19 protein-coding genes are annotated in these 19,260 nt (G+C 63.0%); 9 read left to right on the top strand and 10 right to left on the bottom strand.

Features of this window, described 5'->3' with window-relative positions:
- Positions 1-3: 3 nt before the first annotated feature.
- Both HJC04_RS23350 and HJC04_RS23345 read right to left on the bottom strand, forming a co-directional pair.
- Positions 4-1,356 (bottom strand): LLM class flavin-dependent oxidoreductase, encoded by a 1,353-nt coding sequence (locus HJC04_RS23350; protein ID WP_221123326.1) that lies wholly within the window; start codon positions 1,354-1,356, stop codon positions 4-6.
- Positions 1,357-1,682: 326 nt separating this feature from the next.
- Positions 1,683-2,468 (bottom strand): IclR family transcriptional regulator, encoded by a 786-nt coding sequence (locus tag HJC04_RS23345; protein ID WP_221123325.1) that lies wholly within the window; start codon positions 2,466-2,468, stop codon positions 1,683-1,685.
- 219 nt (positions 2,469-2,687) lie between these two features.
- Between HJC04_RS23345 and HJC04_RS23340 the strand changes: the two genes are divergently transcribed.
- The 8 genes from HJC04_RS23340 to HJC04_RS23305 are packed head-to-tail and all read left to right on the top strand — an operon-like array spanning position 2,688 to position 10,873.
- Entirely contained in the window at positions 2,688-3,758 is a 1,071-nt protein-coding gene (locus tag HJC04_RS23340; protein WP_210633457.1) for an ABC transporter substrate-binding protein, read from the top strand.
- A 20-nt stretch (positions 3,759-3,778) separates the two neighbouring features.
- On the top strand, positions 3,779-5,293 hold the full coding sequence (locus HJC04_RS23335; RefSeq protein WP_210633458.1) for a sugar ABC transporter ATP-binding protein: 1,515 nt from the start codon (positions 3,779-3,781) through the stop codon (positions 5,291-5,293).
- Positions 5,290-6,252, top strand: coding sequence for an ABC transporter permease (locus HJC04_RS23330; protein WP_221147255.1), 963 nt, complete (start codon positions 5,290-5,292; stop codon positions 6,250-6,252). The genes HJC04_RS23335 and HJC04_RS23330 overlap by 4 nt, the downstream gene beginning before the upstream one ends.
- Complete coding sequence (locus HJC04_RS23325; RefSeq protein WP_221147254.1) at positions 6,249-7,190, top strand: ABC transporter permease; 942 nt, start codon at positions 6,249-6,251, stop codon at positions 7,188-7,190. The genes HJC04_RS23330 and HJC04_RS23325 overlap by 4 nt, the downstream gene beginning before the upstream one ends.
- Positions 7,187-8,143 carry an amidohydrolase gene (locus HJC04_RS23320; RefSeq protein ID WP_210633461.1) on the top strand — a complete coding sequence of 319 codons (957 nt, stop codon included), beginning with the start codon at positions 7,187-7,189 and terminating at the stop codon, positions 8,141-8,143. The genes HJC04_RS23325 and HJC04_RS23320 overlap by 4 nt, the downstream gene beginning before the upstream one ends.
- Positions 8,136-9,446 carry an alanine racemase gene (locus HJC04_RS23315; protein ID WP_221147253.1) on the top strand — a complete coding sequence of 437 codons (1,311 nt, stop codon included), beginning with the start codon at positions 8,136-8,138 and terminating at the stop codon, positions 9,444-9,446. The genes HJC04_RS23320 and HJC04_RS23315 overlap by 8 nt, the downstream gene beginning before the upstream one ends.
- A gap of 37 nt (positions 9,447-9,483) precedes the next feature.
- Complete coding sequence (locus HJC04_RS23310) at positions 9,484-9,828, top strand: RidA family protein (RefSeq protein WP_210633463.1); 345 nt, start codon at positions 9,484-9,486, stop codon at positions 9,826-9,828.
- A 31-nt stretch (positions 9,829-9,859) separates the two neighbouring features.
- Complete coding sequence (locus HJC04_RS23305) at positions 9,860-10,873, top strand: succinylglutamate desuccinylase/aspartoacylase family protein (RefSeq protein ID WP_210633464.1); 1,014 nt, start codon at positions 9,860-9,862, stop codon at positions 10,871-10,873.
- 26 nt (positions 10,874-10,899) lie between these two features.
- On the opposite strand, the gene HJC04_RS23300 is transcribed toward HJC04_RS23305, so the two are convergent.
- The 7 genes from HJC04_RS23300 to HJC04_RS23270 form a co-directional block, all read right to left on the bottom strand.
- Positions 10,900-12,084, bottom strand: a complete 1,185-nt coding sequence (locus HJC04_RS23300; protein WP_221147252.1) for a hypothetical protein — start codon at positions 12,082-12,084, stop codon at positions 10,900-10,902.
- A gap of 163 nt (positions 12,085-12,247) precedes the next feature.
- Positions 12,248-12,922, bottom strand: a complete 675-nt coding sequence (locus HJC04_RS23295) for a 4-carboxy-4-hydroxy-2-oxoadipate aldolase/oxaloacetate decarboxylase (RefSeq protein WP_221123320.1) — start codon at positions 12,920-12,922, stop codon at positions 12,248-12,250.
- 89 nt (positions 12,923-13,011) lie between these two features.
- The gene (locus HJC04_RS23290) at positions 13,012-13,848 is read right to left on the bottom strand and encodes an ABC transporter substrate-binding protein (RefSeq protein ID WP_210633467.1); all 837 of its coding nucleotides are present in this window, start codon (positions 13,846-13,848) and stop codon (positions 13,012-13,014) included.
- Between the two features lie 31 nt (positions 13,849-13,879).
- The gene (locus HJC04_RS23285) at positions 13,880-14,644 is read right to left on the bottom strand and encodes an amino acid ABC transporter ATP-binding protein (RefSeq protein ID WP_210633468.1); all 765 of its coding nucleotides are present in this window, start codon (positions 14,642-14,644) and stop codon (positions 13,880-13,882) included.
- Positions 14,641-15,399: an amino acid ABC transporter permease gene (locus HJC04_RS23280; protein WP_221123319.1), complete on the bottom strand. Its 759-nt coding sequence runs from the start codon at positions 15,397-15,399 to the stop codon at positions 14,641-14,643. The genes HJC04_RS23285 and HJC04_RS23280 overlap by 4 nt, the downstream gene beginning before the upstream one ends.
- Entirely contained in the window at positions 15,396-16,103 is a 708-nt protein-coding gene (locus HJC04_RS23275) for an amino acid ABC transporter permease (RefSeq protein ID WP_210633470.1), read from the bottom strand. Before HJC04_RS23275 ends, HJC04_RS23280 begins: the two co-directional genes overlap by 4 nt.
- Positions 16,100-16,879, bottom strand: a complete 780-nt coding sequence (locus HJC04_RS23270; RefSeq protein WP_210633471.1) for an SDR family oxidoreductase — start codon at positions 16,877-16,879, stop codon at positions 16,100-16,102. The genes HJC04_RS23275 and HJC04_RS23270 overlap by 4 nt, the downstream gene beginning before the upstream one ends.
- A 256-nt stretch (positions 16,880-17,135) precedes the next feature.
- On the opposite strand from HJC04_RS23270, the gene nac reads away from it, so the two are divergent.
- Entirely contained in the window at positions 17,136-18,041 is a 906-nt protein-coding gene (gene nac, locus HJC04_RS23265) for a nitrogen assimilation transcriptional regulator NAC (protein WP_210633472.1), read from the top strand.
- A gap of 15 nt (positions 18,042-18,056) precedes the next feature.
- On the opposite strand, the gene HJC04_RS23260 is transcribed toward nac, so the two are convergent.
- Entirely contained in the window at positions 18,057-19,259 is a 1,203-nt protein-coding gene (locus tag HJC04_RS23260) for a pyridoxal phosphate-dependent aminotransferase (protein ID WP_221147251.1), read from the bottom strand.
- Between the last annotated feature and the right edge of the window lies 1 nt (position 19,260).

The raw sequence follows: 19,260 nt of genomic DNA, 5'->3' as shown, positions 1-19,260 counted from the left end.
TCCTCACTCCGCTGCCTCAAGGACGGCGCGTCCGGCAGTCCAGCGGTTTGTCGGGAAAGGCAGGCCGAGGTTTTCCCGGAGCGTCTTGCCCTCGTAGGCCGTGCGGAACAGGCCGCGGCGTTGGAGTTCCGGAATAACCAGATCGACAAAGTCCTCGAGCGCCGTTGGCAGCCAGGGTGGCAAAATGTTGAAGCCGTCGGCCGCTTCGTTCTCGAACCATGTCTGCAGCGTATCGGCGATCTGCTCTGCCGTGCCGACGATGGTGTAGTGCCCTCGGGCCGAGGCGATCCACTGGTAGAGCTGGCGGATGGTGAAGTTGTTTTCGTCTGCGATCTGACGGATGAGTGCCTGGCGGCTTTTCATGCCTTCCGTCGGCGGTGCGGGCGGAAGAGGCCCGTCGAGATCGTAGCCGTGCAGGTCGAGCGTGCCGCCGGTGAGGCCGTTGAGCAGGCCGATCCCGTCTTCTTCGAGGATGAGCGAGGTCAGGCGATCATACTTCTCGCGTGCCTCCGCCTCGGTCCTGCCGACGAAGGCGGATACGCCGGGCATGACGAGGATATGATCGGGATTGCGGCCGAGGCTGCGGGCGCGTGCCTTGATATCGCGGTAGAACTCCTGGGCGGTTTCGATATGCTGGTGGGCGGTGAAGATGACTTCGGCGGTTGCTGCGGCAAGTCCGCGGCCGTCTTCCGACTGTCCGGCCTGCACGATAACGGGATGCCCCTGTGGCGAGCGCGAGACGTTGAGTGGGCCGCGCACGCTGAAATGTTCGCCGCGGTGGTCGGTGTCGTGCAGCTTCGCCGGATCGAAGAAGACGCCGGTCTCCTTGTCGCGGATGAACGCGTCGTCCTCGAAGCTCTCCCAGAGTTTGCGGACGACATCGACATGCTCGGCGGCGCGGCGATATCGTTCGGCATGCGGCAGCTGCGTTTCACGGTTGAAGTTTTGCGCGGTGAGATCGCCCGTCGTGGTGACCACGTTCCAGCCGGCACGGCCATCCGAGATCAGATCCAGCGAGGCGAACTTGCGGGCTGTCGTATAGGGCTCCTCGTAGGTGGTCGAGGAGGTCGCGATAAAGCCGAGGTGAGTGGTGAGCGGCGCAAGAGCGGAGAACAAGGTGACGGGCTCGAAGCCGGCCACGCGGGCGTTGCCGCCTTCACGCGCTCCGCCGAAACCGACCGCCAATCCATCGGCCAGGAAGTAAGCATCGAAGAGGCCGCGTTCGGCCGTGAGTGCCAGCTGCTTGTGAAACTCGAAACTGGTCGCACCGTCGACCGGCTGGTCGGGATGCCGCCACGATGCAACATGCTGTCCACCGCCAGGAAGAAATGCCCCAAGCCTGATTTTGCGCGTCATTTGCGTCCTCTCCGTTCACCGGCGACAGCCTGTCTTGCCAAGCAGCAAGGCAGAAATACCTGTCGCTGAGAACATCAGAATACGTACTCTATAAATTTAATAGAGAAACTTCATTCCGTAGTTTCGGTAGAAGGGTGAATAGATTTGCGGGATTGGACTGAATCCCGAAATCAACATCGAAGCGCAGAACAACACATGGCCTGTCCTGCGGCGGCTCTTCGACATGCAACTGTGATTTAAGGAAGCACACAGCGCGTTAAGGGAAGCACGCTGAGCGGTGCGGCTTCCTTCAGCAAGTCACGCCGGCGGTGTTCGTGTCCGGGGTGTCAGCCCCGTTTCGGCCTGGCCGGGGCATGCTCCAGGCCGGCGGCGGCCTTTTTCAGGCAGTCGAGGTAGCGGTCGCGGTTGGCGATGCCGTCATCGCGCGGCGTGACCAGGCAGAGCGTTGCGGCCGCATGACCCTCCTCGCCCCGCACCGGCACGGCGAAACAATGGGTAAAGCTGTCGACGATGCTGTTGAAGGTGAAGAGACCTTCTCGCTCGGCCTGGCGGACCTCGACGATGAAGCTTTGCGGATCGAGCCAATCGCCGTTCGGCAGACGAAAATCCTGCGACGGGATGAAGTTCAGGATTTCCTGATCCGACAGATGCGCGACGAGCAGACGTCCGGAGGCAGTCCACGGGATCGGCACCGACTGACCGATATCGGTCGAAATGCGGAATGGCCGCGCGCCTTCGCGCATGCGCACGACCGTATATTTATTTCCGTCCAGCATGCAGAACTGCGCCGTCTCCCGCGTTTCGTCGGCGAGCTGCTCCAGTGCGGCCTCGCATTCGCGGGTGAAATCGAAATGGTTTTCATAGGCGGCGCCGAGGAAATAGAGCTTACGGCCGAGATAGACGCGCCCCTCGCCGCCCGTGAATTCCAGAATGCCATTGCTCAGCAGCAAGTTGACGAGCTCATAAACCGATGAGCGCGGCGCGCCGATCTGCGCTGCGATTTCATTCGGCTTCAAAGCCTGCCGCTTCTGGCGCAGGAAATCGAGGATTTCGAAGGCACGGTCGAGCCCTCGGGCACGCTTGCCGATTGCTTCGTCCTGAATTGCGTCCATTGCTGTCGATCCCAATTTCTGTTTGGCCAAGCTTTTCAAACCCTCTGCCGCATCTGTCAACCAATCCTGTTGTTCCCGGCCGCGAAAATTTTTTTCATCCCTCTTGCGAGGCGGAAAAATCGGCATAAGATCGGCCGTCCGTTATTTAGAGCATATGTACGTTATAGTGGACAAAAACAGATGGCAAGCGCTAACGCTGCCACATAAAAGGGGATCGACATGAAAAATTCTGAAAACAGCATTTCTGCCTCGCGTCGCCGCCGCCTTCTCGCCGGCGCTGCCGCCGCTGCCGCCCTTCTCGTTCTTTCCACCGGCTCGGCCTCGGCTGCGGCCAATTGCATCAAAGGCGACAGGAAGGCGCCTTTCACCATCGGCTGGGCGAACATCTATTCGGTGCCGACCTGGATGAAACAGACCGAAGGCACGATTACGGCCGAAGTGGAGGAGTTGAAGAAAGCTGGTCTGGTGAAGGATCTGATGATCACGGATGCGCAGGGCAATGCCCAGACGCAGATCCAGCATATCCAGTCGATGATCGACGCCAATGTCGACGCCATCGTCGTGATCGCCGGTTCCTCCACGGCGCTCGACCGCGTCATTTCCGACGCCTGCGACAAGGGTATCGCGGTGGTGAATTTCGACAGCCTGGTCAATACCGACAAGGTGACGGCGAAGATCAACACCGATTCCAACGAATGGGGCGCGACGGCTGCCAAGTGGATGGTGAGCCAGCTCGGCGGCAAGGGCAAAATCATCGTCATGAACGGCCCGGCCGGCATCTCGGTGAGCGACGACCGCCGCAAGGGCGCCCAGCCGGTTCTCGATGCCAACCCAGGCATCCAGGTGATCACCGAGACCAACACGGAATATAATGTCGCGCCGGCACAGGAAGCGATGACAAGCCTGCTTTTCGCCAATCCGGAAATCGACGGCGTGCTGTCGCTCGGCGGCGCCTTGTCGGCCGGTTCGGTTCTCGCCTTCGAGCGCCAGGGCCGGGACCAGGTGCCGACGACAGGCGAAAATGCGAGGCAGTTCCTCGAACTCTGGAAGGAAAAGAGTCTGAAGGGCTGGGCGACGATGCAGCCCAACTGGCTCGGCGCGCTTTCCGTCTATACCGCGGTCCAGGCGCTGCAAGGCAAGGATGTCCCGGCCTTTGTCAAGGTGCCGCTGCCTGTTATCGACGACAGCTCGATCGGCGGCTATCTCGCACGCGCCGACAAGTTCCCGGCCGACGGCTATATCTACTCGGACTACGACAAGGCGCTCTTCGACAAGCTGTTGACCAAGTAATCCGCGTTGGGGACGTCGTCATGACGGAAGAAAACCCGCTGCTGGAAGCCCGGCAGGTGTTCAAGGGATTTTTCGGCAATCCGGTTTTGAAGGGCGTCGACATCGCCCTTCTGCCGGGCAGGGTTCATGCCCTGCTCGGCGAAAACGGTGCCGGCAAATCCACCCTGATCAACCTCCTGTCCGGCGCCCTCCAGCCCGACGGCGGGTCCATTCTTGTCGACGGCAAACCCGTCGGGCGTTTCAGTCCAGCGGCGGCGCGGAAAGCCGGTATCGCCGTGGTTCAGCAGGAGTTGAGCCTGACGGCCAGTCTCTCGATTGCCGAAAATATCGGGCTCGGCGCCTTTCCGCGCTGCTTCGGCCTCATCGATTACCGAGCGCTTCGCCGCGGCGTGCAGGCGATGTGCGACATGGTGGGGCTCACCGAGCCGCTCGACATGCCGGTTGCCGATCTCGCGCTCGGCCGCCGCCAGATGGTCGAGATTGCCAAGGCGCTGTTCCGCAAACCACGGGTGCTCATCCTCGACGAGCCGACCTCGTCGCTCTCGGGCCATGAAGCCGGCATTCTCGCCGGGCTGATCGAGACACTCAGGGGTCGCGGCATGGCACTCCTCTATATTTCCCACCGCCTCAACGAGGTGCAGGCGCTCTGCTCGCATGTCACGGTGCTGAAGGACGGCGGGGTCACAGCGGATCAGTCGCTCTCCGGCATCGACGGCGAAGGGCTGGTGCGTCTCATGGTCGGCCGCGAGACCGGCGACCTGTTCCCGCCGCGTGGCGCCACTGCGCCCGGCGTCATGCGCATCGGCGTCAAAGGCTTTTCCGCCGGCATGGTGCGCGACATCGCCTTCTCCGCCCGCGCCGGCGAGATCGTCGGCATCGGCGGGCTTGTGGGTCAGGGGCAGGAAGACCTGCTGCTTGGCCTCTACGGTGCCATTCCGGCGGCAGCCGCCCGAGCGGAAGTTTCCGGCAAACCTCGCCTGCCCGCTCACGTCGGCGAAGCGAACGCGGCTGGCATTGTCTATGTCCCAGCCGATCGCAAGCATGAGGGGCTGGTGCTGCCGCATTCCATCGCCTCCAATCTCATCTTGCCCTCGCTCGGACGGCTTGCCGCCAAGGGCTTGCGCAACCGGACGGCGGAAACCGGTCTGGTCGCCGATCTCGCCCGCCGGCTGACGATCAAGGGTGATACGGCCCGCCCGGTGCAGGCGCTTTCCGGCGGCAACCAGCAGAAGGTGGCGCTCGCCAAATGGCTGCCGCTCGATCCGTCCGTTCTGCTGCTAAACGATCCCACCCGCGGCGTCGACATCGAAACCAAGCGGGAAATCTATCTGATGCTCCGCGCCTTCGCCGCCGAGGGGCGGCTCGTCATTCTCGCCAGTTCCGACACGCCGGAGCTCGTGCATCTCTGCGATCGCGTCCTGGTTCTGCGCGAGGGGCGCGTCGCGGCGGTGCTGTCGCAGGATGAGATCAGCGAAGCGGCGATCGTCGGTGCTGCCATGGGCGTCACCGCCACGGCGCAGGGAGAGGCGGCATGAACACCGATTCCTCACCCCGGCTCTACCCCTCGATCCAGATGCGCCGCAATCGCGGCCTCTCCGGCCTCTACCTCGTCGTTGCCGCCTTTCTCATTCTCTATGCGATGCTCTTCCCGGGCATCCTTTCGGTCGGCGGCTTCTCGAAGTTCACGCAGAACTGGTTCCCGCTCGCACTCGTCACCATGGCGCAGGCGCTGCTCATGCTGAACGGCGGCATCACGCTGGCGATCGGTCCGCTCGTCAGTCTCGGCGCTGTCATCGCCGCGACGACGATGGAAGGGGCGCTCGGCGTGTCGGGCGGCATTCTCGCGGTCGCCGCCGCCGGCCTTGCGGTCGGCGCCGCCACCGGCGCCATCGTCACCTATCTGAGGCTTCCTGCGATCATCGTCACGCTCGCCGGCTCCTTCATCATCAGCGGCGTGGCGCTCATCCTGCTGCCGCGGCCGGGCGGCGCCATTCCCGACTGGCTGTCGACGGCGCTGGCCGGCCATACGCCCGTCGCCTTTCTGATGCTGGTGGTGGTTCTGGCACTCTGGAAGCTTTTTCTCGCCACCCCGCTCGGCCTCGGCATCTACGCGGCCGGCGACAATCCGGTCGGCGCATTCCGTTCCGGCGTCCCGGTCGAACGGGTGAAGGTCACGGCTTTCGCGCTCTCCGGTCTGCTGGCAGCGCTGACCGGCCTCTTCGTCGCTGCGCAGACCGGCTCCGGCGATCCTGTCATCGGCACGCCCCTCACGCTGAACTCGATTGCCGCCGCCGTGCTTGGCGGCGTCGGCTTCCTCGGCGGCAAGGGCACGATGCGCGGAGCGATCTGCGGCAGCCTGCTGCTCTCGGTCATGATCAACGTCATGTTCTTCCTCGGCTTCCCGCCGGTGGCGCAATATGTCGCTCAAGGCTTGATCATCGTCGGCGCGGTCGCCGTTCCGGAACTTCTCGGCGAGTGGAGGGCAAGACGATGAACATCATCAGATCAGCATTCCGCAACCCGCCGCTCCTGACCTTTCTTCTGGTGGCGCTCGTCTGGTTCGTTGCAGGCTTCACGCTGCGCGGCTTCGGCGCCTACGGCCATTTGCGCTACCTCCTCGAGCTCGCCGCCGTGATCGGCATTGTCGCCGCCGGGCAGACGTTGGTTATTCTGATGGGCGGCATCGACCTTTCCGTCGGCGCGGTGATCACGGTCACGACGATCCTGTTGCCGCTGATTTCGCCGGCATGGGATCCGACCGGCCTTGCCGGCATCGCGTCAGCCCTTGCCATTGCCACCTGCATCGGCTTGATGAATGGCGCAGGTGCCACCTATCTCCGCGTCCCGCCGATCATCATGACGCTTGCGATGGCGACCTTCCTGCAGGGCCTGCTCGTCATAGTCGCCGGCGGCAGCGCCGTCACCGTCAGCAATCCCGCCGTCATCCTGCTCGGGCAGGCGCGGCCGCTCGGCATTCCCTCGGGCATCATTCTGTGGCTCGCGGTCGCGGTCGTCGTCCTGCTGCTCGTCCACCACATGCCGATTGGCGCCCGTTTCCTGGCGCTCGGGGCGAACCCGCTGGCCGCCCGGCTTTCCGGCGTCAGCGTCACACGCAACACGCTGATCGCCCATACACTGTCGGGCTTTTTCGCCGGCCTTGCCGGCATTCTGGTGCTCGGCATGAACCGGCAAGGCTATGTCGGCATCGGCGATCCCTATCTGCTGACCTCGATCGCCGCCGTCGTGCTCGGCGGCACCTCGATCCTCGGCGGCCGCGGCACCTATGCCGGGACCATTCCGGGAGCGATCCTGCTTGTGACGGCGACGGCGCTGATCACCGTCGTCAACGCCTCGCCCAGCTGGCGGTCGATCATGTTCGGCACGCTGATCCTCGCCCTTCTGCTCGTTTCCGGCCGCGAGACGCGCCGATGACGGGACGCTATGATGGGCCGGTAATCGACCCGCACCACCATCTCTGGGACTTGGGCCTGCAGCGTCATCCCTGGCTTCAGAAAGCGCAGGTATCAGGTGAAGAGATGGTGTTCGGGAGCTTAGCGCCGATCCTGCGCGACTATGACATCGACGATTACCACGCCGACGCGGCGCGCCAGAATGTGGTTGCGACCGTCCATGTCGAGGCCGGCTGGTGCGCTGCCTATCCGCTGGAGGAGAGCCGTTGGCTGGATGGGCTCGACCGCAGCTCCGGCGTGGCGCGCCGTTATGTCGCCGGCTTAGCCCTCGACCGGCCGGACGCCATGTGCCTGCTCGAGGCGGAAGCGAAAAATCCCAACGTCGTCGGCATCCGCGATATTCTGAGCTGGCATCCCAATGTGACCAAGAGTTTTGCGTTGCGTCCGAATCGCATGAGCGATCCCGCCTGGCGAGCAGGCCTTGCCCATGTCACGCGGCTCGGGCTGGTCTTCGACCTGATGCTCTATCCCTGGCAGATGGCTGAAGCGCTCGAGCTCGTACAGGCTTTTCCGGCGACGCTTTTCGTGATCAACCACGGCGGAAGCCCTGCCGACAGGACGCACGAGGGCATGGCGCTCTGGCGCCGCGGCCTGCGGGCGCTCGGCGGAGAGCCCAACGTGCGGCTGAAGATTTCCGATCTCGTCGCCTACGACAATGATTGGACACTCGAAAGCCTGCGACCGGTGATCGAGCATTGCCTCGATTGTTTCGGGCCGGCACGTTCGATGTTTGCGAGCGATTTTCCGGTCGCAGGCTTGCACGCGTCTTTCGACGAGATCTATGAGGTTTTCCGTACGGTCGCCTCGCAGCTCTCCCAGGACGAGCAGCGCGCCCTGTTCTTTGTCACCGCCAACGACACCTACCGTCTCGGCATCGCCGACCCGTCCGACGCCCGGAGGGGCTGCCATGTCTGAGCTTCATGCTGCGTGGGAAAACGTGCTGATCGACGAGCGGGTGCGGGGCTTTCCGCCGGGCCATCCGCCGCTTTCGCTCTCGGAAATCGGCAAGCAGGGATGGAAGCCTTATGACGGCAGGATGGCTCTACCGCTGATCTCGCTCGACCGGCAGGCCTTCTCAGCCAATGTCGAACTGATGATGGCCTATGTGAAAAGCCACGGCGCCGAAATTGCGCCGCATGCCAAGACGCCGATGTCGACGGTGCTGGCAGAGGCGCTTGTGACGGCGGGGGCCTGGGGCACGACGGTTGCCGATATCCGCCAGGCTGCCGTCCTGCTGAAGGCGGGACAGCGCCGCCTCATCCTCGCCAACGAGATCGGCGGGGCGGCGGCGGCCCGACGGCTTGCGGCTCTGCTCGGCCAGTATCCCGATGCGGAACTTCACGTCTTCGTGGATTCGACAGCGCTGGTCGAAGCGCTCCGGTCGGCGTGGCGAGAGCGCATGGACCTGCCGCCTCTTGGCCTGCTGGTGGAGCTCGGCGCCGGCCGGGCCGGCGTCCGCAGCGCCGCTACCGCGGAGGCGGTTCTCGAGGCAATTCTTGCCGCGGAGACGTCCACCTTCCGGTTGAGTGGCATCGCCGCCTATGAAGGTGCTGCCGCGACCGCTGATGCGGCGGAGACGACGCTTCGCATCGAGGCTCTGATGGCGATGACATCAGATTTTCTGCCGAAGGTGCGCGCCCGCACGAGCACCGACCGGGCGCTTCTTGTGACGGCCGGCGGCTCGGTGTTTTTCGATCTCGTGATCGCCGGACTTTCGGCCGCGGTTGCGGCCGATCCGGCCTGCCGATTGGTGCTGCGTAGCGGCGCCATCTTCTTCCACGACCACGGCGTCTACGAGCGCGGCCTTGCCGGCCTCGATTCGCGCGGCGGTTTCCGTATGGCTGGTGAGACGCTTTCGGCGGCGGCTGGGTTTCATCCGGCGCTGCGGGTCTGGGCCGAAGTCCTGTCGCGGCCGGAGCCGCGGCTTGCGATCTCAGGCATGGGCATGCGCGACGTGGCGATGGACCAGGGCCTGCCACGGCCGCTGGCGCTCTATCGCCATGGGGCGTATCTCGGCCATCTCGAGAGCGCCGAGGTTTTCCGCCTCAACGATCAACACGCCTTCGTCGGACTTGCCGAGGCGAGCGATGTCCGCGTCGGCGACGTCATCGAGTTCGGCATCTCTCATCCCTGCACCTGCCTTGACCGGCACGCCATTCTCTATGGTCTCGACCCCGACCATTCGGTAACGGCGGCCTATCTCACAAGCTTCGGCTGAATTCTCCCTTCAAAAGCAAGAAAAGGAAAACCTGCCCATGATCCAGCGTTATCAGAAAGGTTCGCGAATGAGCCAAGCCGTCAGCTATGGCGGTCTCGTCTATATTGCCGGCCAAGTCGCGGAAAATCGCAAGGCCGGGATCCAAGAGCAGACCCGCGATGTGCTCGGCAAAATCGACGCTCTTTTGAAGGAGGCCGGTACGGACCGCTCGCGTCTGATCGCCGTCAATGTTTTCCTGCCGGCAATCGTCGATTTCGAGGCGATGAACGGCGTCTATGACGACTGGGTCGACATCGAAAACCCGCCGGCGCGCGCCTGCACCGAAGCACGCCTCGCCGATCCCGATCTGCGCGTCGAGATGACGGCGGTCGCCGCGCTCTGACGGTGAAGTAACCGCCCGGACTGGAGAGATCATGCACAGCGGCCTCGTCAACCCGATCGACTTCTCGCGCGAGGGCCGGCAGGCCGGCTACCTCGCCATTCCTTATTCGATAGACCGTTCGCCCTATTATCAGATCCGCATCCCGGTCCTTCATCTCAGGAACGGCGAGGGTCCGTCTCTGCTGCTGATGGCGGGCAATCACGGTGACGAGTATGAGGGTGAACTGCAGCTCGGCCGGCTGATGCGGCTGTTGGATGTTGCGGAAATCCGCGGCGCCGTCACCATCCTGCCGATAGCGAACCTGCCTGCGGTGATGGCGGCCAAGCGCTGCTCGCCCTTCGACGGCGGCAATCTCAACCGCGCCTTCCCCGGCGATCCCGCCGGTTCGCCGACAGCGCGGATGGCGCATTTCCTCGAGCGTGAACTCTTTCCGCGCCACGACGTCGTGCTCGACCTGCATTCGGGCGGCACGTCGATGGCGCATCTGCCCTGCACGCTGATCGAGCGGCAGGCCGATGCCGTCCGCTTCGAGCGGTCCATGTCGCTGATTCGGGCGCTCGGCGCGTCCTATGCCTTCATTGCTGATAACGGACCGGCGGCGCCGACATCGATGGGGGCTGCCGCGCGGGCGGGGACGATCGGGCTTTCCGGCGAATTTGGCGGCGGCGGAACCGTGACGCCCGAGACGATGGCCTTCACGGCGGCGGCGATCGACCGGCTGCTTTTGACACTCGGCATCGTCGAGCGCCCGGTCCTGTCGCGCGGACCACTCCCCCAGCCTGGGCCGCTGCAGCTGCTTTCGCTATCCCGGCACAGCCAGGGCATCTATGCGAGCCGCAGAGGCTGGTTCGAGCCGGCTGTCGCGCTTGGCACCGCCGGTGCCGCCGGCGATCTGGCGGGATGGTATCATGATCTGGAACGCCTGGAGCAGCCGGAGGAAGAGCTCCGCTTTGCCGAGAACGGCATCGTGATTTCCCACAGGCTGCATTGCGACAGCCAGGCCGGCGACTGCCTGATCCAGGTTGCCGAACCTATCGCATCCTGAGCCAATCCCCGTACGCGCGATCCCACTTAACTGATTGCGTCCACCGCGGCCTTGACCCAGTCGAGGCGCTTTGCCGGAATGAGGCCGTAGTTGTAGAAATTGACGCCGTCGGCGCCGGCATCGATAGCGGCCTTGGCGCGTGCGGCGAGCACCATGGGTCCGCTGACCTCGGGATAGAAGACGCGCAGGCCGACTCCAAGGAACTTTTCCCGCCCGATTGCCGCCCGGCCGGCTCGGATGACATCGCCGACGGCCGCCGGCGTCGTGTCGTAACAGCAAAGAATCGCGCCGTCGCAGAGCTTGCCGACGGCTGCGAGATCGACGCCGCCGAGCCAGCCGTCCTTCAAATCGATAAGCACCATACGCGTCGCCGGATCGGCCGCGGCCTTGATCTCGCCGATCAGACTGGTCACCGGCTCGCTGCGCCACGCAAGATAGGCATGGAGATCGGGATGGTCGCGGAAGGCATCGATGCCGGCTGCCGGGAAATCCGGGAACTGCCGCTCCGGCACGGCTCGTTCGCAGAGCTCGGCGATGAAGCGCGCCACAGTTCTGCGCGCGCCCTCTGCGGGCACGCCGGCTCCAGCGGCGCGCGCGATACAATGATCGCAGAAGCAGAGCGACAGCAGGAAATCGTCTTCGGCATTTAGGCCGACCCCGTCCTTCTCGTGATGATATTCATGCGCGAAGCCCATGAAGTTCGGGCTCTCGAGCTCGATCATGTCAGGCCGGTAGTTCGTCGTGATGTCCTGCACGAGAGTGACGACATAAGCCCGCGCGGCTGGGCTCGAGGGGCAGAGGTTATAATAATTGGGATTGCCGAAGGCGTTTCGTGTCACGTGATCGGGATGCAGCATGCCGAGACGGGTATTGTGCAGGCAGACCGTCCAGCAGGAGACTTTTAGACCAGTCGCCGCGCGCTCCCTGACGAGCGCCTCCAGCATATCGCCGCGCTCGGTCACGTTGCCCGCCATCAGCGGCCGGATCAGCGTGTCCTGCCACAGGCTTCCATCCGGCCGGAAATAGACCGTTCCGTCCTCGGGGAAGTAGGCCTTCTGTTGCGGGCTGCGCGGTTGGAGGAAGCGGCCGGCATGATAGGAAGTCGCCAGGCTGACCGTTGTCAGGCCTGCCCGGCCGGCAAGCTCGGCAGCGAAGACGTCGAGCCCCTGGTCCTGGATATCCCAGGGATAGGTCCACATGGAAAGATGCATGGCGCGCTCCCGTCGAATCTGTCCGCTTTATAGAACATGTGTCCATAATAGTGTCCAGGCCGATCTGTGAGCGCTGGCATGTGCAGACCGGTATGACAGAGGGATCGGCAAGAACCTGACGCCCAACTGGCTTTGCTGCGCCGGCCAGGCATCAGGGAGTATCTCAGATGTCGACGACAAGGCCCTTGGCTTTCAGCACCGGCGCCAGATTGCTGACCTCGATGACCGATTTGCCCGCCTTGTAGGCGGCGATATAGCTGGCTTCGGCATCTTCGCGCGCCTGCGACAGCCGGGCGGCTTCCTGGGCCTCCTGCCTGCGCACGACCACCAGTCCGTCGGCATCGCCGACGATGATGTCGCCGGGATTGATGGTTTCACCGCCGACGATGATGGTGTCATTCACCGCCGCAATGGTTTCCTTGACCGTGCCCTTGATGCAGACGCTGAGCGAGAAGACGGGGAAGCCGAGTTCCCGCAGCTGCAGCGTGTCGCGCACGCCGGTATCCGTGACCAGGCCGCCGATGCCCTTGGCGAGGCAGGCATTGGCAAGCACGTCGCCGAAGGAGCCGGCTTCTTCGTATTCACCAGCCGAGACGACGATGATGTCGCCCGGCTTCGCATAGTTGATGGCGAGCTGCAGCATGATGTTGTCGCGCGGCGCGCATTTCACCGTGAATGCCGGGCCGCACAATTTCATGCGGCAGTCGACGGGCTTGAGGCGGGAGGAAAGTGCGCCGCGGCGGCCCTGGGCTTCGTGGATGGTCGCCGGCGAAAATTTCGAAACGGCCTCGATGTCGGCTTTGCTGGGCCGCTCAGCGATGTCTTTTATATGAATCATGGATGCCTCACATCGTTGGTAGACGGCGGGCATATCCCGCCGTCTTATCTCGGGTTGATTGTCATCGGGAGGTTCCGAGACCGGTCGGTCTACGGGATCGGGTCGAATTTCAGCTGCGCGAGCGGCACGACTTTGTCGGTACGGGCCATCTTGTACTCGGTGTTCGGGCCGAGCCACTTGTCCCAGATCTTGTTGATCTCGCCCGACTCGTCGAGCTTATGCAGAATCTCGTTGATCTTGGCGGTGAGCGCCGGCTGATCCTTGGCCATGCCGATGCCGATCGGCTGGTAGAGCATCGGCTCCTCGATCATCCGCATTTCCTTGCCCTTGCTCTTCGATTCGTTGACGAACTTGGTCGTCGTCATGGTGTTCGCCACCATGCCGCGCGCCTTGCCCTGCTGAACGGCGAGGTAGGCCGAGGCGGTATCCTGGAAGGTCAGCGGCTCGGACTTGTTGAGCTTGATCGACATTTCCGAGGTCGAGCCCTTGGTCGAGGCGATGCGCTGACCTGCATAATCGGCCTTCGTCTTGCCGGCGTCATCGGCCGGCACGATCAGCATTTCCTTGGCGAGGTAATAGGGATCGCTGAACTGGATCTGTTCGGCGCGGCTCAGCGTATAGGCAAGGTTGGCAACGGTAATGTCGACGCGGCCGAGCTTGACCTCGGGCACGCGGGCTTCGACCGAAACCGGCTTGATTTCAGCCTTGACGCCCAGTTCCTTGGCGATGGCGCCGCAGAGATCGACGTCGAAACCGGCCATTTCGCGGGTCTTCGGATCGGGAGACGCGAAGGGGGGAACGTCGGCAAACGTCGCGCAGCGCAGGGTCTTTGCCGACATGATGTTGTCGAGCTGATCGGCTTTCGCGGGCATCGCCGCCGCCAGGCCGGCCAATGCGACGGTGAGGCTCAGGTATTTCCAGTTCATTGCTGTTCTCCTTTGTTTTTGATGGTTGGTATCAATGCCTGAGATCAGCGAGGAAACGCTGAGCCCGAGGATGGGTCGGATTGCTGAAGAAATTTTCAGGCGTCGCCATTTCGATGATCTGGCCGGCATCGATGAACCAGATCCGATCCGCGACCTCGCGCGCGAAGCCCATTTCATGGGTGACGCAGAGCATGGTCATGCCTTCCGATGCCAGGCTCTTCATGACGCCCAGAACTTCGCCGACCATTTCGGGGTCGAGCGCGCTCGTCGGTTCGTCGAACAGCATCACCGGCGGCTCCATCGCAAGCGCACGGGCGATTGCTACCCGCTGCTGCTGGCCGCCCGACAGCTGACCGGGATAGGCCCGGGCCTTGTCGGCGAGGCCGACGCGGTCGAGAAGTTTGAGCGCCTTCTCGTGCGCGATATCGGGCGCCACGCCCTTTACCCGGATCGGCGACATCGAGACGTTTTCAGCCACGGAAAGATGCGGAAAGAGGTTGAAGTTCTGGAAGACGAAGCCGATCCGGCTGCGCATTGTGTTGAGCTCCTTCGCCCGCATCGAGGCGTGGATGTTCTGTCCATCGAGCGTGATCGATCCGCTGTTGATCTCCTCGAGGCGATTGATCGTGCGGATCAGCGTGGATTTTCCCGAACCAGATGGACCGCAGATGACGACCACCTCGCCGCGTGCGACCTCAGCATCGATGTTCTTCAGGACCGGATAGTCGCCGTAGCTCTTGCAGACCTGCGAAAGCCGGATCGTCTGCGATTCCTGCGCGGAAACTGACATGGTCATAGCTGCTCCGATACGATTTTCGATGGCGTGACCGGAGAGGCCGTGGGAACCTTGAGAAGTCCCGCACGCCGCCGCGTGATGCGCCGCTCGAGGCGATTTGCGAAGTAGGTGAGCGTCCAGCAGATGATGAAGTAGACGATCGCCAGGATGAGGAAGACCTGGAAGGGCTGCGTCAGGAGCTGGTTGTTGACCTGGCTTGCCGCAAAGGTGAGATCCGGCACATTGATCACATAGCCGAGCGTCGTATCCTTGATCGTCGAGACGAAGGTGGAGAGGATGCTCGGGATCATGTTGTAGAGCGCCTGCGGCAGGATGATGTAGCGCATCGCGCCCATATAGCCGTGGCCAAGCGCACGCGCCGCGTCCATCTGGCCCGGTCCAAGCGCGACGATGCCGGCGCGGACGACTTCGCTGAGAAACGCGCTCTGATAGACCACAAGCGTCGTCAGCATGGTGACGAAGCTCGGCACATCGGCGCCGGTCAAGAGCGGCACCAGGAAATAGCTCCACAGGATGAGCATCAGGAGCGGCACGCCGCGGGTGAAATAGACAAGCGCGGTGACCGGCCAGCGCAGCAGCCGCGACTTGGAGAGTCGCGCCATTGCAAACAGAATGCTGGCAGGAAAGGCGAGAGTGATGCTGAGCGCCGAGAGGATCAGCGTGTTGGCGAGCCCGCCGAGCGGTCCGTTCGGATATTGACCGACCAACAGCAGCAGCCAGTAATCGCGAACGATGGCGATCATGTCCTGGATCATGCGCGGGCACTCCTGGCGGGATCGGCGCGCATCGACAGATAGGCGCCGATGCTCATGATCACCAGCGAGAAGAAGAGGTAGAGAACCGTGCCGATCAGGTAGATCTCGAAGGTGCGGAAGCTGAGGTTCTCGATTTCCTTGACGGCATGCGTCAGTTCCGACGCGCCGATGACGACGGCGAGACTGCTGTTCTTGAATAGGGAGACGCTGTGATTGATGAGCGGCGGCAGCGCGTTGCGCACGCCCTGCGGCATGATGACGAAACGCATCGCCGAGACGTAGCCGTGGCCCAGTGCACGGGCTGCCTGCATCTGGCCGTCAGCGACCGAGCGTACGCCCGAACGAAGATCTTCGCTGAAATAGGCCGCCTGGCAGAGCCCCAGCCCGATCACCGCGAAGATGGATTCCGCATTGTGGCTTGCAAGCCAATTCCCGATGCCGCTCGGCATCAGCGTGAAGATCCCGAAATACCAGAGCATGAGCTGCACCAGCGTCGGGACGTTGCGGTGATAGGAAACGTAAGCTGCGACCAACGGATCGCCGAGGCGAAAGGGTGACAGGCGCAGACCCAGCAGCAGAAGCGCCAGCATCATCGCCAGCAACCAGGATCCGGCATAGATGATGAAGGTCATCTCGATGCCATGCAGCAGCATGTCGGCATATTCCGGATTTCCGAGGATCGCCGAAAGGTCGAAGCCGCTCACGGTTTTGGCTCCCCGGATTGATCCGTCTTCGCCACAGGCTGCGGCTTGGCCGTCTGCAGACCGCCCATGACCTGCAGCGTCGGGGTGATCTCCATATGTCCGATGTTGACCGCGACGGGGGCTGCGATTGCGAAGGCAATCGCATCGGCGATATCGGTCGCCTGCGGCAATTCGAAACCGTCGATGAACCGTTCCCGGACGCTGGGGTCATTGCCGTGGACGTGTTTGAAGATGTCGGTGGCGACCCGGCCGGGGCAGATTTCCGTGACCCGAACCCGCTTGCCGAAGGCGTCGATGCGCAGCTGGTTGGACAGCATGCTCACCCCCGCCTTGGTGGCGTGATAGGACGAGTTGCCGCCGAAATTGTAGGCGCCGGCAATCGACGAGATATTGATGACATGGCCGCGATCGCGCGCCACCATGCCGGGCACCACCAGGCGGCAGAGGTGCAGCACCGCCCGCAGATTGACGTCGACGATGAGATCGATGTCGCCTTCATCGGCTTCGAGGAACTTCTTCGGCCGGTCGACGCCGGCATTGTTGACGAGAATGTCGAATTCCACCCGATCCGCGAGCTCGGCCATCGCCTTGCGGTCGGTCACATCGATGGCGTGAGGGATGCAGCCCGTGCGCGCGGCCAGCTGCTGCAGCGCGTCAGTGCTGCGGGCAACGGCGTGGACCTCGATATTCTCCCGGCGGAGCCGCTCGACAACGGCTGCGCCGATTCCGGAGGATGCGCCGGTTACCAGTGCAGTCTTGTAGTCGGAGAATGGCATTGTCGTTCCCTTGTTGTTGATCGAGAGAGTAGCGAAGCTTTAATTCCTTGCCTAAGACCGATTATCTCTGGAGCAATAAGCAACGGTTATGGAGCCTTGCGCGGCTGCCGAAGAAGAGAAAGATGCGATGTCGGCGCTATTGGCGGTGTTCGTGCCTCGGCAAGGCCGGCCCAGTTGACGATCGCGTCGCGTTGCAAAAGCTATACGCGTCTGCAAACATGCCATCCCAGCAGATCAGAACGGTTCCCCGATCCTCATGGACATCAGACGCCTTAAATCCTTCATCGTGATCGTCGACAGCGGCAGCATCACGCGCGCGGCGGATCTTTTGCATATCGCCCAGCCGGCGCTCAGCCAGCAGCTGGCGGCGCTGGAGGAGCATTTCGGCCAGAAGCTTTTGATCCGCAGCCAGCAGGGCGTCAGCATGACCGATGCGGGCCATGCGGTGTATCGCCATGCCCAGATTATCCTCCGGCAGATGGAGCAGGCGCAAGCGGATGCTTCGGCGGCCGGCAATTCCCTTGCTGGGCGTGTCTCTGTCGGTCTGGTCCCTTTCAGCAGCGCTGCCACGCTGTCGGTCGACCTGTTGGCGGAGACGCGGAAGCGGCATCCCGGCATCCTGCTGCATCTGACCGAAAGTGTGGGGCAGACCTATAGCCAGATGATCATGAACGGCCGGCTGGAGATGGCCCTTCTGCATGGAACCGGGCCAATCAAAGGCGTGCGGTTCGAACCCATCCTCAGAGAAGAATTTTTCCTGGTCGCCCATCGCGATTTTGCAATCGAGGCGGATGCGAAACCTGTCTCCGTCAACGCTCTCGACGGGATACCGATGCTGCTGCCGCCGGCCTATAATTTTGTCCGCCGCGCAGTCGATACCGCCTTCACGCGCACCCGCACCAATTTGAAAGTCGTGGCGGAAGTCGAGATCGTCCGCACCCTGGGGCGCGCGGTCGGCGACGGTCTCGGCGCAACGATTATGCCGAAAGCCATCGCCGATCGCATCGTATCGGAATCAAGCGAGCCGCTGATCTGCCGGCTCGTCTCTCCGCGGATCGAGGAAACCCTGTCGCTTTGCGTTTCCGACCAGAATCCCCTGTCGGAACCGGCCCTTGCCGTCCGGGACATTCTCCTCGAGCTGACGGCGCGGCTGAAAGACTGAGGCGGGGGCTGCCGGTCAGCGCATATCCTTACAGAACTCGGCGATGCGGGCGCAGCCCTCACCGAGTTTCTCCATGCTGGTGGCGTAGGAAATGCGGAAGAAGGGGCTCATTCCGTAAGCCGCGCCTTGCACGGTCGCCACATGGTGCTCTTCCACGAGCGCCATAACGAAATCGACATCCGTTTCGATCTTTCGTCCGCCCTTGCTGGTCTTGCCGATCAGCCCTGAAATGTTGGGATAGATGTAGAAGGCGCCTTCGGGCCTGTGGCAGCGCAGCCCTTCCACCTCCGACAGTTTGCCGAGGACGAAGTCGCGTCTCTTCTTGTAGATTGCCGCCCGCTCCTTCAGGAGATCCTGAGGTCCGTCGAGCGCCGCGGTCGCGGCCGCCTGCGTCAGCGTCGCGATGCCGCCGCCGTTCTGACCGTTGACGTTGCTGATAGCTGCCATCAACTCTTTCGAGCCGGCGCAGAAACCGAGCCGCCACCCCGTCATCGCGTAAGCCTTGGAGACGCCGTTCATCGTCAGGACGCGCTCATAGAGCCTCGGCTCGACTTCCGCCATGGTGCAGAACTGGAAGTCGTCATAGACCAGGTGCTCGTAAATATCGTCGGTCATGATCCAGACGTGGGGATGGCGCAGCATGACCTCGGCGATGGCGGCCATCTCCGTCCGGGAGCAGGCTGCTCCCGTCGGATTGTTCGGGAAATTAAGGAAGAGCCATTTGGTGCGCGGCGTAATCGCCGCCTCCAGATCCTCCGGGCGCAGCTTGAAGCCGGTCTGCTCGTGGCAGGGAACCGCGACGGGCACGCCGCCGGCGAATTTGACAATATCGGCATAGCTGACCCAGGAGGGTGTCGGAATGACAACCTCGTCGCCCGGATTGCAGGTTGCGAGCATCGCATTGAAGATCACCTGCTTGCCGCCGCCCGAAACGACGATCTGGCTGGCGTCATAGTCGAGATTATTGTCACGCTTGAACTTCCTGATGATCGCGGCCTTGAGGGCCGGCGTGCCGTCCATCGGCGGATATTTCGTGTCGCCCGCGAGAGCCGCCGCATGCGCCGCTTCGATGGCGTGCGCCGGCGTGGGGAAATCCGGCTCGCCGGAGGAGAGGCTGACGACTTTGATCCCTTTGGCGGCGAGCTCCCTGGCCCGCTGGGTCATGGCGGCGGATGCTGATATGGAGACGTTTTTCAGGCGGTCGGCTTTGATGGACATC

This window comes from Rhizobium sp. NLR8a (assembly GCF_019685235.1).
Classification (GTDB): domain Bacteria; phylum Pseudomonadota; class Alphaproteobacteria; order Rhizobiales; family Rhizobiaceae; genus Rhizobium.
Note: the sequence above shows the minus strand (reverse complement) of the source record. Positions and strands in the feature narration are given on the sequence as shown.

Bases quoted from the DNA above. Each gene is read 5' to 3' on its own strand.
- HJC04_RS23350 (WP_221123326.1), bottom strand. From the start codon at position 1,356: ATGACGCGCAAAATCAGGCTTGGGGCATTTCTTCCTGGCGGTGGACAG.
- HJC04_RS23345 (WP_221123325.1), bottom strand. From the start codon at position 2,468: ATGGACGCAATTCAGGACGAAGCAATCGGCAAGCGTGCCCGAGGGCTC.
- HJC04_RS23340 (WP_210633457.1), top strand. From the start codon at position 2,688: ATGAAAAATTCTGAAAACAGCATTTCTGCCTCGCGTCGCCGCCGCCTT.
- HJC04_RS23335 (WP_210633458.1), top strand. From the start codon at position 3,779: ATGACGGAAGAAAACCCGCTGCTGGAAGCCCGGCAGGTGTTCAAGGGA.
- HJC04_RS23330 (WP_221147255.1), top strand. From the start codon at position 5,290: ATGAACACCGATTCCTCACCCCGGCTCTACCCCTCGATCCAGATGCGC.
- HJC04_RS23325 (WP_221147254.1), top strand. From the start codon at position 6,249: ATGAACATCATCAGATCAGCATTCCGCAACCCGCCGCTCCTGACCTTT.
- HJC04_RS23320 (WP_210633461.1), top strand. From the start codon at position 7,187: ATGACGGGACGCTATGATGGGCCGGTAATCGACCCGCACCACCATCTC.
- HJC04_RS23315 (WP_221147253.1), top strand. From the start codon at position 8,136: ATGTCTGAGCTTCATGCTGCGTGGGAAAACGTGCTGATCGACGAGCGG.
- HJC04_RS23310 (WP_210633463.1), top strand. From the start codon at position 9,484: ATGATCCAGCGTTATCAGAAAGGTTCGCGAATGAGCCAAGCCGTCAGC.
- HJC04_RS23305 (WP_210633464.1), top strand. From the start codon at position 9,860: ATGCACAGCGGCCTCGTCAACCCGATCGACTTCTCGCGCGAGGGCCGG.
- HJC04_RS23300 (WP_221147252.1), bottom strand. From the start codon at position 12,084: ATGCATCTTTCCATGTGGACCTATCCCTGGGATATCCAGGACCAGGGG.
- HJC04_RS23295 (WP_221123320.1), bottom strand. From the start codon at position 12,922: ATGATTCATATAAAAGACATCGCTGAGCGGCCCAGCAAAGCCGACATC.
- HJC04_RS23290 (WP_210633467.1), bottom strand. From the start codon at position 13,848: ATGAACTGGAAATACCTGAGCCTCACCGTCGCATTGGCCGGCCTGGCG.
- HJC04_RS23285 (WP_210633468.1), bottom strand. From the start codon at position 14,644: ATGACCATGTCAGTTTCCGCGCAGGAATCGCAGACGATCCGGCTTTCG.
- HJC04_RS23280 (WP_221123319.1), bottom strand. From the start codon at position 15,399: ATGATCCAGGACATGATCGCCATCGTTCGCGATTACTGGCTGCTGCTG.
- HJC04_RS23270 (WP_210633471.1), bottom strand. From the start codon at position 16,879: ATGCCATTCTCCGACTACAAGACTGCACTGGTAACCGGCGCATCCTCC.
- nac (WP_210633472.1), top strand. From the start codon at position 17,136: ATGGACATCAGACGCCTTAAATCCTTCATCGTGATCGTCGACAGCGGC.
- HJC04_RS23260 (WP_221147251.1), bottom strand. From the start codon at position 19,259: ATGTCCATCAAAGCCGACCGCCTGAAAAACGTCTCCATATCAGCATCC.